Raw genomic sequence first — 16033 nt, 5'->3', positions numbered from 1 at the left:
CGACTACGAACAGCAGTTCATCGCTGCCCATACACTCATCCCTGTGAACCCCTGACCGGTGTCCACGAAATCGGGGGAAGCCCAATCGGCCGCTATGGCACGAGAATCTAGTCAGGCAAAGGAGCCTAAACAGGAATCACTTATGCATCCTCTTATGCAGGATCGCGCGCAACGCTCCTATGCCAGTGAGCTGACGGCTGACTGACGGAAGTGGTCTAGCCCCACCACCAACCTGCGCCCAGGCGGTCGACGCTAGCTCCGTTGAGCAGGGTCCGCGGATGCAGAAGGTCGCGCCGGTGAGGCACTCTGTGCCTGCCATCCGCGGACGGTCCATGGACTCGATCACTGCCCAACCGGACGGGATCCGCCTGAGCCAGTGGGTCGCCACTGCCCCGGTCAGTCGCTCGACGGCCTACGAGCTGCTGCGGGTGCTGGGGATCGAGACGGAGAAGGTGCCGATCCATGGCAGCCGGGCTCCGGTCGCGGTCCTGACGGCAGCGCAGGTGGAGGTGATGGACGCCGCCGCCGCCCGGATTGCTGGTGGAACACCGCTATCCGCGATCGCTGCTGCGATTGTGAAGAGACCATCTGCGGATGGTCCGTGGATGGCTGCTGAACCGTCCATGGACCATCCGCAGACGGCGCTCACGCTGCTGGAGCGCCTGGAGGCAATCGAGCGGGCCATGGCGACCGGAGCGCCGCTCACGACGAGTGAAGTGACCCAGCTGATCGGTGCGCGGCCTGGTGGTGATGTGGTCCATCGGGGAAGGCTGACGGTCCGCAGACGGTCCAGGAACGTGTGGACGATCGATCCGCCACGAGTCCCTGTCAACGACGTCCAGCGGGGTCTTCAGGAATACCTCGAGACCCTGGCGCCATAGGTGGACCCGATCCAGCGAAAGGAAACCAAGTCCGCGGACCGTCCACAGATGACCTGATCGCATCCGCGGACTGTCTGTGGATCATCTCTAGGCGTCCGTGGATAGTCCGCGTATGGTCTGGGGTCGCCTGCCCCGCCGACCCATGAACGACCACGAGATCACCGGCCGGGACTGGACTGCCAGCCCCTTGGAGCAAGGGGGATCCCGCCAGTGGCGGTTGGACCTGAGCCGTTTTAGGGTGAATGGACTGAATCGTTTGAATACGTGGCTACCTCGGTGCGGCTGGCCCCAGAGACCGAAACGCGGCTGGACAGGCTGGCCCATCGGACGGGGCGGACGAAAGCCTTCTACCTGCGCGAGCTGATCGAGAACGGGATGGACGACCTCGAGGACGCTTACCTGGGCGCGCTTGCGCTGGAAGCCCACCGGCGCTCTGGTGAGCCGGGCATCCCCATGGAAGACCTGGTGAGCGATCTTGACCTGGACGGTTGATTTCACCCAAGAGGCCGCACGGCAGCTCCGCACCCTGGATCGCTCTGCTGCCAATCGCGTCACTCGCTACCTGAGAGAAACGGTCGAGCGGTGTGATGACCCCCGCCAGCGCGGCAAGAAGCTCACGGCCAACATGGTCGGGTTGTGGCGGTACCGGGTCGGCGACTACCGGGTGATCTGCAATCTGGAAGACGAGCGGATGCTGGTGCTCGTGGTCCGGATTGGCCACCGCAGTGAGGTCTACGGCTGACTTCCTCCGATCGGGAGGATGCGCCCGTGGGGGGCATTAAAAAAAAGCTCCTCCCTACCCTCTGGTAGCTCCCTGCAAAAAAGGAAAAGGACGATGCTCAACCCTCAGCAGCAGCCCTCGCCAGCTCTGAACGACGCCTACAAGGCCTTGGGCCATGAAGGCGGAACCTCGAATCCAGAGGTGATCCGCAAAATCGCGGAGGTAGGAGACCACTGCATGGCCGCCTACCTCTGGGAGCAGCGGAGGCGCCGTTTCCTCTGAGGCTGCGAGTACCTGCCTGGGCCACAGGTACGCAAGCGCAGCGTGATTACTTTGAGGGGGGCTAAATCACGGCCCCTTTCTTGATGGAATCTCTCCCAGGTTGGAGTGACCCTGCGATTTGAAATTGCGACAGAAGGTCCCTGCGTATCAGCCGGACAGTGTTCTGTACAAGATGGCATGGATCCCCTCACGCTGGTGAGTAAATAAGAGAAAAGGCCGACCAGGTAGTGCTATTGAAGGAGGGGCGCCGATTGGATCGACGCCCACTTCTAGGAGTTACCGTCCGGACTATTGGTGCTTCGCGCCCCTTAGAGGTGCACGCGAGAAATAGAGATGTCAACCGCAGATAGACAAGTAGGCCGCTGGAGTACCGGCAAGGCATTGCCATCCTGCCCGATAGTATTAATTATACTGAAAGAGCTTATCTTGGCTTGTCTGTAATAATATTGCATGAGCTAGCGGAGCAGTAAAGCTCTATTTTTATTGGCACGCTGATATTAATATCTTTGCCGGGCAATAATAGGATAATCGCTGTTATTATCCAGCCCGGCGTGAGCTTGACTTGTTTCATTTTAGTGTGATGTTGTATTAATGAGAAAGATTTCAGCTAGATAGCTTTTGCCCTGTTCCTTATAATTTCTCTTTCCTTGCCTGTTAGTGGTTGCATCCACGGACGGGCACTAAGAGCCGATGTAGCCTGCTTGCTTGACAAGCGTGCTATCCGCGCTTAGACTTTGGTTAGAAAAATAGCCAAGAAACAAAGATATACAGACGAGCGGACAAGCCTCGCGTCTGTATATCCTCTTAAACAAGAATCAGCAAAACAAGCAGAAATCCTTCTCGTCTGTTTTTCTTTGTTTATTTTTCATCGTCTGACGAAAGTCTCTGTTCGCATCCAGTTCTCCCTCAGTAATCTCTCCGCGAACGCGAGGTTTCCGATACATCGAGCGGGACAGGTTGAGAAGCCTGGAGCCCACTAAGTCTTTGCATCACTGCCTCAGCGGCAGGTGCGTCTTGGGGGCTAAATAACAGCAGGCATTATGATCGCGGAGTGAGCTTTGATCAAAATGGACCGCTCTCGACCGAGTGGCCAGGCGTGACGCGAACGGCCAGCGGTTCTGGCAGGTGCTAGCGCACGGACCGGGGCCGTAGCGCCGGCGCCTGGAACCCCGGTCCTGCTGGAGCACGACGCCACCCGCTTGGTCGGGGAGGTGGTGCACGCCGGCATCGACCGGCAGAGCCGCACTGGCTGGGCCGAGATCCGCTGGGGGGTCGATGACGACAGCTGCCAGGCCGCGCTGCTCCGCCGCGGCTGGCGGAGGATCTCCCCGGGCTTCGCGGGCACGGCGGTGCGGCAGCTGCCGGGTTCGCGGGTGCTGCTGGTCGAGGACTGGGAGGCCACGGAGCTCATCCTGGTGCGCCGGCCTGGGCTGCGGGGGACCGGAGCGCTCGAGCTGGCGGCACCAGGTGTGGCGGGGCTTGCCGGTGGCCGCCACCAGAGTTAGTGTAGTAGCAGTCGTTTAACGGCCTCGATTATGCGGGCACCAGTTCGGCCCACCCGGGACGCCATCGCAGCGATCCGGCTCACGCCATCAGAACACTCGGCACTCCATGCAATCGCAAAGGAGAGGGGATTCTCCGTTTCCGATTTCATCCGCCTGGCCCTTATCAGGGAGGGAGTAAAGCTGACCGTGGAAGAAATAGCCGCCAATCTCACAAAGGAAGCCAAGCATCTCGGACTGTGTGAATGATCCCATAGACAAAAGAGGGCCCGACCGAAGTCGGACCCTCTCCTGAAACCTTGCTGATTCTTCCTCCAGCCGCCAAGCAAAAGGGAAGAAATCAGCCATCCACCAACCACAACGACCTCAGGAGGCCGAGCAACTGATGCACAACCACAAAGCGAGAGACGCCAAGCAGTCATGGACCTGAACCACAGTCTGACTGGAGGGCCAGACCGCGTGAGTGCCCCCATTGAGGGCGCCTGCCTTCAAGGTACCACCTTGGGGCAGAATCGGGACCCCTGGCACCGCAGCGGATTTCCCCATGCTGACGGGCCGGCGCAAGGTGGGACGACGGGGGAGAACGAGGCCGCCCGGAGCCAGCCGCCCTCGCAGGCTGAAATCCGCCGAGACCTCGAGGCCCTCCCCTCCGACTGGCGTCTCTGCCGCGTCGGGACGAGCAAGGCTCCCCTCGGCGGCGCCGCCTGGTATGACAGCGATCAGCACTCCCCCGATGACGCCCTCGCGCTGAACGGGGCCGCACCACCCGCCTGGGGTCTGCTGTCTGGCCCCGCGTCGGGCGTGCTCGTGCTGGACCTCGATGCGGACGGCTGGCCCGATTCGTTCCAGGTGGTGACCGGTCACCCGATCGAAGACCTGCCGCACACGATCGCTTGGACCAGCGGGAAGCCGGGCCGATCCGGTCGCGCCTTCAGCGTGCCTTCTGAATGGTGGCCGTCGCTGGCCAACCGGAGGAGCTGGACCAACCCCGCCGGCAAGACCTGCTGGGAGTTGCGCGGGAACCGCTGCCAGGCCGTCATCCTCGGCGTGCATCCTGAAACGGGCCGCTACCGCTGGCTGGACGGCTGCTCGCCGCACGACATCCCAGACCCGGCCGAGGCCCCGGACTGGCTGCTGGAGGCCCTCCTGGTGGAGGAGCACCACCAGGCCGCCCCGGTGGAGCCCACAGCCGAGGACGCCGCCCGCGCTGTGGCGATGCTCCACTGCATCCCGGCCGCCGAGCACAGCGCCTACGACGAGTGGCTGCAGGTCGGCATGGCCCTGCACCACACCGACCCCGGGCTGCTCACCGCGTGGGTGAACTGGAGCCGGCAGATGGCCAACTTCGACGAGAGCGAATGTCTCCTGAAATGGGACAGCTTCGGCCAGGGTCACAAGGGCAGGCTCGCCACAATCGCCAGCCTCCATCACCTGGCGAAGCGGGGCGGTTACGTGGAGCCGAAGCGGGCAAAGGCAACGAAGCCGGCCCAGAGGGCGGAGAGGCAGGAGGGGGAGCGCGAAGAGAGGCTGCGCACCTACCGAGAGCTCCTGGCGGAATGCTTGGCCGCCGTACGGGAAGGCGACGAGGACCGAGAAATGGCGATCCGCGCCGAACTGATCGGGCGGTTCCGGCGGAAGGAAGAACAGATCACCGCCGCGCTATTCCGCCTGCTCACCGAACAGGAGACCGGACAGGCCGCTGGCTCGATCAAAGGATGCGAGGCGCTCGACCTGTCTGCCATCGAAGGCATGGACGCCCTGGTGGATGGATTCATGCCGGCGAACGACCTCGGCCTGCTCTATGCGGCAAAAGGCAGCGGCAAGACCCTGGCAGGTCTCGCCCTGTCCTTTGCCGTGATCGACGGCACCGGCTTCTTGGACCATTTCAAGCCGGCGGAGCAGGGTCCAGTGCTGTTCATCGCCAGCGATTCCGGTGCCGCACCGCTCAAGGCGGCCATGCAGGACCTGGGCATCGCTGATCATCCAGCTGTTTCCCCTGGCGCGGATCAGCAGTTCTTCGCCTGGGCTCACGATGCCTCTCAGGGCATGGCGGCTTGGTGCGCAACGATCAACGGTTGCGTCCGACTGCTGGAGTTCGTCAAGGCCAAGGGTGTCCGCCTGGTGGTGATCGACTCAGCCAAGACGATCTGCGCCAAGGCGGGCATCAGCTACCTGGATAACGACACCGTGGCCGCTTTGCTGACGTTCATCAAGGAGACCGTCTGCGTTCATGCCTCTGTGTTGATCATCAGCCATGACGGCACCGACAAGGGCGCTCACAGCGGCGCGAAAACGTGGGCAGAGGTCCCATCCATCGTCCACGGCCTCATGACTCCCCAGGACTCCCCAGACAGCCGGTTGTGGCGGGTGGTGAAGAACCGGATGGGACCGCTCAGAGAGTTCCGCTATGAGCTGACCCAGGGCGGCACCCTGGCCCCTGTGGCAGGCGTCGAGACGATCCAGGATGCATCGTCCGCTGTGCTGCAGGTGCTCACCGACGCCTGGCGCAATGACGTCCAATCACTCAGCCGGCGGGCGCTGGTCGATGAAATTGGGCGCCGCTGGGGTCTGGCACCGAAAACCATCGACAACACGCTGAGCCGGATGGTTCGCGCCAGGCGACCGGAGGTGTGCCGGGTGTCCAGCCCGAGGGGTTTCTACAAGCTGGCGCCGAGGGTGGTGGCCAGTCTCGCGCGTATGGACCTCTCTCCCTTATATGGGAAGGAAAAAGGAAAAAACCCAGTTCCTGAAAGGGTTTTACCCAGTTCCCGGCAGTTCCCTCGGGAACTCGGGACCTGAATCGAGTTCCCGAGTTCCCGACCTCGGGAACTGCCGGGAAGTCACCAGATCCCAGTAGTGACAATGGATCTGATGGTTATTCCTCCCAACGGGAGGCATAACCCTTAAAGGGAGCCCCCTTCGTGAGGAACAACTCATCGGCCCTATTCGGTATCGCCAGGGCACAAAACATCCGATCCGCCTTGGCTGGCCCCCCTGGTGCGCCTCCGCGTCGAACAGCCGCACGACTCGCCCGCCGTGCTCGCCCTGGCGCTCGATCCAGGGGGTACCGGGCAACCGATGGGTCGGGAGGTGCGGGAGCCCCTGGAGCAGGTGCTGGGGTGATCAGGCTCGCGCTACTCAGTTCCGCGCAGATGGGTGGTCGGAGCGTGTCGTTTCGGCAGCTGCCGCCCTACATACCCTCGCCAGGACCGCCGCATTTCTGGCCATGGTCCCAATGACTTTCTTCGCCTTCTATATCCAGGCTCCACACAGCTCCCAGCTGCTCACCCTGGCGATGGCCGTCATGATCTACAGGATCCAGAACGCCCCACAGCCCTGAATAACTCCCAGCGCTACCAGGCAAGCAAGAATGGCTGCCATAGTGGGAGACAAGGACCCAACTGCATGCAGCTGCTGGGTCGGATCAGTTGTTCAAAAAAACTCCCTGTCAGGAAGGAAATCTGAGATCATGACCGAGAAGCATCCCGAGCCCACAATCAAAACTGAGATCTTGTCTCATCTCTCAAGCGATGGGCGCCAAGTGACGCTTCAGACCAACACCAACAACGGTTCAGATCAATTCAAGCTGCGGATTAACCAGGTAAGGCCCGGATCTGAGCGCACCTCTCTCAGTCATAAGGAAGCGAAAATTATCGGCTCACTTCTTTATTTTTACGGCGCACTGTCCCCTGATCTCTGGTGGGGGAATACACCCGTAGCAGCCGATTTCACCAGTCGTGCAGCCGCAGAAGCCGCCGCTGCGGCCGTTCTTCAGAGGCTCAACGCCCTCCATCAGACTTGATCTGAACCCATGATCCGCAAGACCACCAGGGGACACGGCCCACCGACCCCGAGCGAGGAGCCATAAACCATGAAAGGGCTATCGAGCGAAGAAGCCACCAGAGCAGTGCTCCAGGCCGGCATGAGCGCCGCCGACCACATGGGCAATGCGGTCAACTACATCGAACAACGCTTCGGTCCTGGCTACGCCGAGGAGCACCCCGAGTTGGTGGTCGCCTTTATGCAAGCCGCCGCCACCAACTATCATGCCTGGGCGGTTATGGCAGCGGCAGACACGATTAGCGACGCCATAGAGCGGCGGACTCCGTGACAACCCCTAACACCCCCTCCCAGCGCTACCGGGCCCACCTGCGGGGAGGACTCCCCGCAGGTGCCGCTTAGCCCCAGCTGCAGCCGCCAGATCAGGGGTGCGGGTCGTGGGGGGCTGTGGCTGTGCAGCCGCTGCTGGGCCCGTACCGATGGACGGCCTGGCTGATCTGCTCGAGCGCGTGCGGCGGTGCCATGAACGGCGGCGGGGAGAGCTGCGTTAAGAGGTCCTTCAAGTAGTAGAAAACGTAATTCCACTGCGGCTATAAGAGATGTCGCTGCGTGATCTACACCATGAAGCCAGTGCTGCTAGTGGTTGCCATCGCTGCTGTCGTTACGGCTGCCGTGGCCTTACTTATGAACCTCCAGCACAAACAAGCACTGGAGCTGGAAGAAACAAGAAGAGAAGAAACAAGACGTGAAAACGCCAATGAACATACTAGAAGATTAGAAGAAGCCTATTACGAGACACTTACGGGAAATCCCACTACTAAGATTAAGATCCAAGCAGATAACTGAGGACAAAAGACATCCTGCAGGACAACCACTAGAGGTCAGCCGCCAGCCTATAGCTTCCTTAGTTTCCTTCGCCTCGAAGATAGAATTTGTGTTAAGAGGTCCTTCTCGCTCAGGCGGCGTGGCTAGCCAGCAGCTAGAAGATTGCAAGCGAATCAACAACAGTGCGCCTAATTCCTACTGCAACACTGCTGAGTATGATATTTTCGGCGCCAGCGGTTGCCCGATGTGCGGCGAATGGATGGTGTTATTCTGCTACTAGCTCTAGTGGAAGTATTACTTATGTGCGCAGAATCAGCATTGGCGGTAGTTATGTAACTGCTGAACAAAGAAAAGTAACATCCGGCTTAGTAGAATATACTCTTCCAGTTGTATATGATTGCCAAAGGTGGCGATACCGCAGTCTCGATAGTTCTGTCTGGAATGAAATTCTTCCGGGAACTGTTGGGGAGAGTAACTTGAGGGTACTCTGCCTCTGATTGAGGTGGTCTGGCTTTTCTGGACAGGGCCCATCGTTAACCTCTGAGGCGGGGCACCGCCCCTGAAAGGGGCTTCCACCGATGAGCAAGCGCCGCACCCACAGTCCCGAGTTCAAGGCCAGAGTCGCCATGGAGGCGATCAGTGGCCGCAAGACGATCCAGGAGATCGCTGCTGACCACGCCATTCACCCGATCCAGGTGAGCCAGTGGAAGAAGCAGATGCTGGATGGCGCCAGCGAGGTGTTCACTCGCGGTAAGAGAACGCAGGCCAAGGAAGACAGCCAAGCCAAGGAGGCCGATCTGTTTCAACAAATCGGCAAGCTCCAGATGGAGCTGGAGTGGCTCAAAAAAAAATCACAGCTGCTCTGACGCCCGTGAACTGCGCAAGCTGGTCGATCACGATCACCCTCAGCTCAGCATCACCCGCCAGTGTGAGCTGCTTGACCTGCCTCGATCCACGCTCTACTACCGGCCTACTGCGGTCCGCGCATCGACTCTGCGGATTATGGCCAGGATCGACGCTCTCTACCTGGAGGATCCCTGCAGCGGCAGTCGCCGAATGGTGGACTACCTGGCCAGAGATGGGATCCCGATCAGCCGGGACCGGGTACGAAACCTCATGCGCCGCATGGGCTTACGGGCGATCTACCAGAAACCGCGCACCACGGTTCCAGGCGAACCAGCGGAGAAATTTCCATGCCTGGTGGATCTCAGGGGAGTCACGACCGTGGATCAGGTGTGGGCAACTGACATCACCTACATCCCATTGCAGAAAGGGTTCCTGTACCTGGTGGCGGTGGTTGATCTCTTCTCCAGGCATGTACTCAGCTGGAAGCTCTCCAACAGCCTTGACACGGAGTTCTGCCTGGACGCTTTGGACATCGCGCTGGGCAGTGGTCGCAAGCCAGAGATCTTCCACTCCGATCAGGGGTGCCAATTCACCTCAGGAGACTTTGTGGCGCGACTCAAGGCAGAGGAAATCAAGATCAGCTGGTCTGGCAGAAAGCGCTGCTACGACAACATCCTGGTGGAGAGGCTGTGGCGAACGGTCAAGTATGAGGAGGTGTACCTGCGTGCCTACAGCGACGGCTGGGACGCTGAAATCAGCCTGGCCCGCTTCCTATGGAGGTATTGCCATGGAAGACCCCACAGTGCACTGGGAGGCAGAACTCCCCATGAGGTCTACACTGAGACCGAACCCTGTTCCTCCCGCCCAGGGTTAACGATGACAGGGGCCCAGGATGTCCAATAAAAGGCACCCACCTCAGATCCTCCCAACCGCCGGGGTCGCCAGCCTGTAGCGGACCCGCTGAGACAGACGGATGAAGAAAATCGACCCCGATACAATCCCTGAGCGCTTATCCGCAGAGGCAATGCGAACCGGCCGTCGCGTCTGGGCTGGCCCCCGGTGGTGTGCTGCATACAGCCTCGCGCCGTGAGGGCCTGGCGCTGACGCTGCTGGAGCGGCGGGGCTCCGCCACGTCGGCGCCGACCACGGCGTCAGCAGCGCCCCAGCTCGCCCTGATCGCCCCTGCTTCCGTGGCCGCCACCGCCCCGGCTCCGCCGACGGTTGAACAGCCATGGCCCGGTGATCGAGGTTCCCCCATCAGTCCATGCCTCTGAGGAGGAGCAGGCGCAGCTCTGGGTGGGGAGTTCCGCCACTCTGTATACCCTCTCCATGTGGTGTGCCGATGGGGCGTGGGCTTGGATCTTCTTGTGTTGGCGGCAGGGTTGCCTCAGTGGCTCCTGGTGGCAGTGCTGGTGGGGCCTCCGCTGTTTTTCCAGCCGCGTCGCTCAGTGTTCTCTGCGTTGTGGCAGAAGGCTGTCAAACATCCATGGGGAGGTCGTTCGTCGATCGTTGCTACGGCTACGACGCTTGCAACAGGTTGGTTTTTTGCTCGTTACGACGAGATATCAGCCTGGTTTTTGCTTAGTGTGTTGGTGACCTTCGTCGTAGTGCAGGCATATGACGCCGACCGAAGCGGCTACGAACGAGAACGTACGCTCCTGGATCTCCGAACTGCGCTCGAAAACGCAGGCGACGCGCAAGGAGACAAAATCATTGCTGCAGCAAGCGTCAGAGCTGAGAGAACGGACGGACTCATCGCTGAAGGAAGCCTCCGATCTCAGCAAGCGGAACAGGACATCCTTGCGGTCCTTACTCGACTCGCTGAGCCCCAGAAAGGATCCTGAGCCGGTGGCAGCAGAGAGCGTTCGTGCGGAGGCGCATGAAAGGTCACTGCGCATGCCTCCCCCCTGCCCTTTGGCTAGGCGCCAGGTCTCCCAGGATGAGTTCCTGGCTGGGTGATCGAGCATCCCCCAAACCGGGTGAGCTGCCCCATCAGCCCATGCCTCTGAGCAGGAGCACGAGCACCACCACGAGCCCGAGGTTCGTGGCGACGGCGAGCAGGTTTGGGAGTGGGAGGTCAGCGAGCTTTTCGGTCAGCTGAAGAACGGCTTTGATCGGGGCCATGGTTTGGTGGGTCGATTCCATCGGGAGTGTTCCGGCCGCCGTAGGCCAATTTCTGGAAGGCTCGATCCGCTGCCCAACTGCTCCCTCCACAGGTACGCGAGGCCCTAGGCCCCCCGCTGGTGAGACGGCGCCACCACCACGGCTGGGATCTGGCCACCTGGAGCTGTCTCACGGCTGCTGATCGAGGCCCGCTGCAGGGCTGGCAGGTCCAGGACAGCCGCGAGACTGGCCAGGGTGCTGTCGTGCCATCACCGCGCCAGGGGTGACAGCAGCGCACTGATACCGCATGATGCCGTCACGACAGCACCGCGCCAGCAGTGACAGCATCTGACGCCACCCCCGCCGACGCCTCGATCCGTGACCTTGAGGCCCGCTGGAGCATCTCTCGCAATGGGCTGAAGGCGCGCGCCCGTGCTCTGGGTGTGGAGCTGCGGCGGGTCAGTTCCACCCTCACGGTCTGGCCCGGCGACTACCTGGAGCTGGGTGAGAGACTCCACGAGCACCTGGCCCGTGGGCAGCCCATGGGCACCTTCCCAGGCCTGGCGCCGAAGCCTGGGGGCGATGGCACTGCTCACCCGCTGCCATCAGTGCCACCACCTGCCGACCCCTTGGCCCGTGCTCGTGCGCTGGCTGCAGCAGCGGATGAGGACCTGCCCCTGGTGAGCGCCGAGCTGGCCGCCGTGCTCGGCCTGCCGGTCGAGGCGATCGACAGCCTCAAGAGTGGCGCCATGGTGCGCGGGTTCCGGCTGCGGCGCGGCGGTGGCCGTGGTGCGGCGGGCTACTGGAGAGTGGAGAGATGCTGGCGTGCCAGCACTGCGCCAGCACTGACGGCTGGTGGTGATGGCACCGCGCCAGCACTGCCGCCTGCACGCCGCGTTGGTTTCGGTGGCGGTGAGGTGATCGAGGCCCGCTGCCAGGTGCTGCCCCCTGGCCCATCATTATTCCCCTTGCATCGTTGCTGATGTTGTCAGGAACCACCACCGATGACTGACGGCCTGCAGCGGACTGCCGAGATGATGCGGGCCAGGGGGTTGTCTGAATCGATGATTCGCAACGCCATCAGCACGATGCGAAGTCGGGGCGTGACCGACGAAATGATGGAGGTGGTTTTCAATCCGGGACCTGTGCTGGCGAAGCGGATGAAGGACCGACGCCGCGCGGAAGAACAGAAGAAAGAAGACCGCCAGGCTGCAGCAATAAGGCGAAAGGAAACAGAGCGCGAAGGCAGGCGCCGCCGAAAGGTACTGGAGCGCACGGCGAGTCACTGTACGTTGAGACCATTCACCCCGGAAGACAAGCGCGGAAGGTTCGCACTATTCGGCAACGCTTGCGCATACTGCGGCAGCAAGAAAGACCTGACGGTTGATCATGTCTTGCCGCTGAGTGTTGGCGGTCTAGATGAGCCTGGAAACATCGTTCCGGCGTGTCAAAGCTGCAATAGCAGTAAGAGGGATCGACCGGTTGATGTCTGGTACAGGCACCAGCGGTTCTTCAGTGAAATACGCTGGCAGGATGTGCAGCGGTACTGCAGGATCGCCTGACGCCATGATCCTCTCCACCATCGCCCGCTACACCCCCCTGGCCCTGATCGCCGCGCTGCCAGCGCCCGTCCAGGATCGCCCCCCCTATAGCCCTTCTTCAAGGTGGTCATCCTGTCGTTGCCATAGGTGTACGTGCTTCTGCTTGTGGAGGCTGTGCCACCATCTGATGCATGAAACACACCCTCACCACCACCGCCGCTGCGGCGCTGCTCCTGGTCGCTGGGCCGGGGTGGGCTCAGGAGGACTGGAGGGGTTTCCGGGATTATCTTCTAGGGCCGGGTCGCGGGTCCCTGATGCGGATCTGTGCTTATGGCCGCATAGATAACTCCCGGAGGGTGAGCTACTGGGACCCGGACGTGATGGAGGGCAATATTGAGCGTTTCCGCGCTATGGGTAACAAGAGCCAGGCCGATGTTGATGCCTGGCTGTCAGGCCTCGCTGCCGCCATGGCCCAGGCATGCCCGAGTGTTTGGTAGTGGCCGACCCACCATCTAGACAGGTACGCCTAGCTGGGCGTCGTTAGTTTGAAGGGGCCCAAATCGTGGCCCATTTCTTGATGGAAATGCCGGCAGGTTGGAATGCGTCTCCGGTGCGGGCGTGGTTGGAGGCCGCCAGCCGATTCCCGCTGCTGACCTACCGCGAGGAAATCGACCTGGCGCGGGCCGTGCGCACCTGGCTGGACCATCCCGACGGGCCGGAGGGCTGCCCGCCGCGGATCCGTCGCCGTGGCGCCTCTCCGCCTGCGTGGCACCGCTGGGGCTGAAGGAGGAATCCCCCCAGATCGCGGAACCGATCCATGATCTGATGCAGCAGCTGGAGCCCCACGGCGCCACCGTGGTATTGATCCACCACGCGGGCAAGGGCAGGGCCGGCGACGGTGCTTCCCTGGCCTCCAGGGGGTCCACAGCGCTGCCTGCGGTGGCATCGCAGACCATCAAGATCGGGCCGGCATCGACCAGGCCCACTGACCCCCGGAAGCTCCTCACGACCGAAGGTCGTGGCGGCTCCCCGCAGGCCCTGGTGATCCAGCGCGACGGCGGTACGTGGAACTACATCGGCACTGCCGCGCTGCTCGAGCAGGCCGAAGCCGACGGGCGGAAGGGTCTCAACGACCGCCAAGGCGACACCCTCGGCCTGGTCGAGGAGCGGTGGGCCGAGCGCTTCGAGCGCACCACCGCCGCTGACGTGGTCGCGGGGCTGGCGCTCACCGGGAAGGATCCGGCGACCCTTGCGCTGCGAACCCTGAAGCAGCTGGAGCGGAAGGGCTTCCTCGGCAGCGTCCAAGCCATGCGGAGAGAGCGGGCGGACGGCAGGCCCGCCTACGAGTTCTGGCCGGTTTCGGACGCCTCGCACGCGCACACGGGGGCCACCAAACCACCGTCGGAAACGTCGGAAACCTCCCTTGCGCCTGAGGACCCGGAGGTGTCAAATCTCTCTCCAGTAGGGGTTTCCGACGTTTCCGACACCCATTCGGTGGAGTTAGGGAGACCGTCGGAAACCCCGTCGGAAACCGTCGGAAACCTCCTTTCGGTATCACCAGGACACAAAACAGCCGATCCGCCTTGGCTGGCCGACCTGGTGCGCCTCCGCGCCGAACGGCCGGACGATCACGCCGCCGCCCTCGAGCTCGATCCACGCGGGACCGGACGGCCAACCGGTCGGGACGTTCTCAAGTGGCTCCGGCGGCTTGACGGCCGCTCGGGGTCCTCCTGAACGGCTCCATGGCGCGGGTCCACGGACTCGCGGGTTCCTGCAAAACCGCAGCGATTTCCGAACTAGCGCGACAACCAAACCGAGTTTCCAAATGAACAACACCAATCCGCCAAACCCAACCCGCTACGGGACCTGCTGGCACCTGCCAGATCGAAAGCCCACCATCGCCAAGGCGCTCCGCCTCCTTGGGTTGAAAACCAAACCGTCGTCCGCCGCTGATCTGCGCCCGTGCCTGGGCTGCCACCACCACGGGCGTGGTGGAGCTTCCCCGGGAGATCCGCGCCGCAGTAACCGCCGCTGGTTACTGCAACCTGCTGGCTGCATTTGCCATCAGCGCTGCAGCATTATGTCCAGTTTCGTAGGACGAACCCATGAAGAAAATCGACCCCGATACAATCCCCGAGCGGTTATCCGCAGAGGCGGCCCGCACCGGCCGTCGCGTCTGGGCCGGCCTCGCCCCCGGCGGTGCATACAGCCTCGCGTCGTGAGAGCCTGCCGGCGGGTGTGTTCAGCAAATGGTATATCGACCCGCCCCAGAACCCAGTGTTACCAGGGCCTCTCGGGCGGCTGCTCAAATGCGGGTCCTCCATCGGCACCGCCTTCGCGCGGGGGCATGACCGCGCGGAAACCCTCTAGTGTGAGCCGATTCCCAAACTTAACTTCAAACTAAACTTAAGTCTCAAACCCACTGGTACTATTACGGTTTGGGCGTTTCACTGCTAAACCTAGGTTTAGTGTCGCACGCTGAGACAGGTCGCGTGTTGCAGGGGGCGGTCTAGGCGCTGAAGCGGAAAGATGAGCACGCTGGAGCTGTTGGTTCCGCTGTCCGCGTGCGTGAGGTGGTTCAAGGCGCATCGACTGGGGGTCGGGAAACGAGGAGACGCACCTAACCTGACCCACATGCACGACAAACGTGTTGAGCTCATTCAAGGGGTCACAGAGAGAGAGTCACGCATGGGGCCCGGTTTCAGCTCGGCTCTCCACATGTCATGCCATCGCTCTGATACCAGTGATGGCGTCAAGCTGTCATCGGCGAGGAGCTGAAGCGCGGCCCAGTTCTAAAGGCAGTTGCCTTGCCCCAAACCGAAGGCGACTGGCTGACCGGCCTCGAAAGGTGAGTCGACCTGCCTTTGCCAGAAGGCATGGCGCGTTGGAGCTTTCCTTCACCCATACCCTCCCTTGTGGACCTGGGAGGAAAGGGGCGTGAACACAGAGATTTTCGAGGCCTTGGCAGGCCTCCCTGAGTGGGTTCTCGTGGCAGTGGCAGTGGGGCCTCCGCTGCTTGCTAGCCGATGGCTCCGTGACTGCTGGGACAGGGCTGTTGAGCATCCATTCGGGCGTTGGTGGTGGGTTCCTTCTGGACTCCTGCTGCCGTTCGACAACCTGCTTGGACAGCAAGAGCCGACTTGGGTATGGACTCGGACTATTGTGTTGTTCTTGTTCGCGGCGGTCCTTACGTATGGCGTCTACCGACGCGACTTTGAGCAGCGCAAGCAGTCAAGCGACATCCGCGTGGATTTTCGCGATGCGCTCGAAGACCAGCTTGATGCGATCAGAGACGATGTCACGACGCAAGCAGACCGAATCCTTGCTAAGGGAAGCGTCCGGTTTGCAGGAGCAGAACACACAGCTCGAAGAGCAGAGCTCGCAGCTCAAGCAGCAGAACGCGCAGCTCGAGCAGCAGAACGCGCAGCTCGCGAAGGAGAACAGCGCATTCTTCGACTCCTTGCTCAACTCCTCACCAATGCCGGAAAGCCCTAAATCTGGGGTTCCCCCGGTTTCAAGGACAAGTCAATAAGGGTCACGCCATGACCACCA

Annotated in this window: 18 protein-coding genes; 17 read left to right on the top strand and 1 reads right to left on the bottom strand. The window is 61.7% G+C overall.

All coding sequences use genetic code 11. The features are described 5' to 3' along the window. The first annotated feature begins 332 nt into the window (after positions 1-332). The 12 genes from ACWJI7_RS13765 (at position 333) to ACWJI7_RS13710 (ending at position 9740) form a co-directional block, all read left to right on the top strand. A complete protein-coding gene (locus ACWJI7_RS13765) occupies positions 333-881 on the top strand; it encodes a hypothetical protein (protein ID WP_479938741.1) in 549 nt (182 codons plus the stop codon). Between the two features lie 264 nt (positions 882-1145). Next, complete coding sequence (gene relB, locus ACWJI7_RS13760; protein ID WP_479938739.1) at positions 1146-1373, top strand: type II toxin-antitoxin system RelB family antitoxin; 228 nt, start codon at positions 1146-1148, stop codon at positions 1371-1373. Then, positions 1357-1623 (top strand): type II toxin-antitoxin system RelE family toxin, encoded by a 267-nt coding sequence (locus ACWJI7_RS13755; protein WP_479938738.1) that lies wholly within the window; start codon positions 1357-1359, stop codon positions 1621-1623. The genes relB and ACWJI7_RS13755 overlap by 17 nt, the downstream gene beginning before the upstream one ends. A gap of 1472 nt (positions 1624-3095) precedes the next feature. Further along, positions 3096-3389 carry a hypothetical protein gene (locus tag ACWJI7_RS13750; protein ID WP_479938736.1) on the top strand — a complete coding sequence of 98 codons (294 nt, stop codon included), beginning with the start codon at positions 3096-3098 and terminating at the stop codon, positions 3387-3389. 30 nt (positions 3390-3419) lie between these two features. Next, positions 3420-3635: a plasmid mobilization protein gene (locus ACWJI7_RS13745; protein ID WP_479938734.1), complete on the top strand. Its 216-nt coding sequence runs from the start codon at positions 3420-3422 to the stop codon at positions 3633-3635. A 210-nt stretch (positions 3636-3845) separates the two neighbouring features. Beyond that, positions 3846-6185 (top strand): PriCT-2 domain-containing protein, encoded by a 2340-nt coding sequence (locus ACWJI7_RS13740; protein ID WP_479938732.1) that lies wholly within the window; start codon positions 3846-3848, stop codon positions 6183-6185. Positions 6186-6383: 198 nt separating this feature from the next. Next, positions 6384-6509 carry a hypothetical protein gene (locus ACWJI7_RS13735; RefSeq protein WP_479938730.1) on the top strand — a complete coding sequence of 42 codons (126 nt, stop codon included), beginning with the start codon at positions 6384-6386 and terminating at the stop codon, positions 6507-6509. Between the two features lie 346 nt (positions 6510-6855). Next, positions 6856-7188 (top strand): hypothetical protein, encoded by a 333-nt coding sequence (locus ACWJI7_RS13730; RefSeq protein ID WP_479938728.1) that lies wholly within the window; start codon positions 6856-6858, stop codon positions 7186-7188. Positions 7189-7308: 120 nt separating this feature from the next. Further along, a complete protein-coding gene (locus tag ACWJI7_RS13725; protein ID WP_479938727.1) occupies positions 7309-7497 on the top strand; it encodes a hypothetical protein in 189 nt (62 codons plus the stop codon). Between the two features lie 290 nt (positions 7498-7787). Continuing rightward, the gene (locus tag ACWJI7_RS13720; protein WP_479938725.1) at positions 7788-8012 is read left to right on the top strand and encodes a hypothetical protein; all 225 of its coding nucleotides are present in this window, start codon (positions 7788-7790) and stop codon (positions 8010-8012) included. 557 nt (positions 8013-8569) lie between these two features. Continuing rightward, positions 8570-8857 (top strand): transposase, encoded by a 288-nt coding sequence (locus ACWJI7_RS13715; protein ID WP_479938724.1) that lies wholly within the window; start codon positions 8570-8572, stop codon positions 8855-8857. Next, positions 8787-9740, top strand: a complete 954-nt coding sequence (locus ACWJI7_RS13710; RefSeq protein WP_479938743.1) for an IS3 family transposase — start codon at positions 8787-8789, stop codon at positions 9738-9740. Before ACWJI7_RS13715 ends, ACWJI7_RS13710 begins: the two co-directional genes overlap by 71 nt. 1089 nt (positions 9741-10829) lie before the next feature. Here the strand turns inward: ACWJI7_RS13710 and ACWJI7_RS13705 are convergent. Next, positions 10830-10961 carry a hypothetical protein gene (locus ACWJI7_RS13705; protein WP_479938723.1) on the bottom strand — a complete coding sequence of 44 codons (132 nt, stop codon included), beginning with the start codon at positions 10959-10961 and terminating at the stop codon, positions 10830-10832. Between the two features lie 317 nt (positions 10962-11278). On the opposite strand from ACWJI7_RS13705, the gene ACWJI7_RS13700 reads away from it, so the two are divergent. From ACWJI7_RS13700 to ACWJI7_RS13680, 5 genes are all read left to right on the top strand, one after another. Further along, positions 11279-11923, top strand: a complete 645-nt coding sequence (locus ACWJI7_RS13700; protein WP_479938721.1) for a hypothetical protein — start codon at positions 11279-11281, stop codon at positions 11921-11923. 21 nt (positions 11924-11944) lie between these two features. After that, positions 11945-12502 carry an HNH endonuclease gene (locus ACWJI7_RS13695; protein WP_479938719.1) on the top strand — a complete coding sequence of 186 codons (558 nt, stop codon included), beginning with the start codon at positions 11945-11947 and terminating at the stop codon, positions 12500-12502. A 589-nt stretch (positions 12503-13091) separates the two neighbouring features. Continuing rightward, the gene (locus ACWJI7_RS13690; RefSeq protein ID WP_479938718.1) at positions 13092-13265 is read left to right on the top strand and encodes a sigma-70 factor domain-containing protein; all 174 of its coding nucleotides are present in this window, start codon (positions 13092-13094) and stop codon (positions 13263-13265) included. A gap of 41 nt (positions 13266-13306) precedes the next feature. Continuing rightward, entirely contained in the window at positions 13307-14215 is a 909-nt protein-coding gene (locus tag ACWJI7_RS13685; protein WP_479938716.1) for an AAA family ATPase, read from the top strand. 1561 nt (positions 14216-15776) lie between these two features. Then, entirely contained in the window at positions 15777-16013 is a 237-nt protein-coding gene (locus ACWJI7_RS13680) for a hypothetical protein (RefSeq protein WP_479938714.1), read from the top strand. Positions 16014-16033 lie beyond the last annotated feature (20 nt).

The organism is Cryptocyanus atlanticus LEGE 06306, from assembly GCF_056633155.1.
This window is presented reverse-complemented; position numbering and strand designations above follow the sequence as displayed.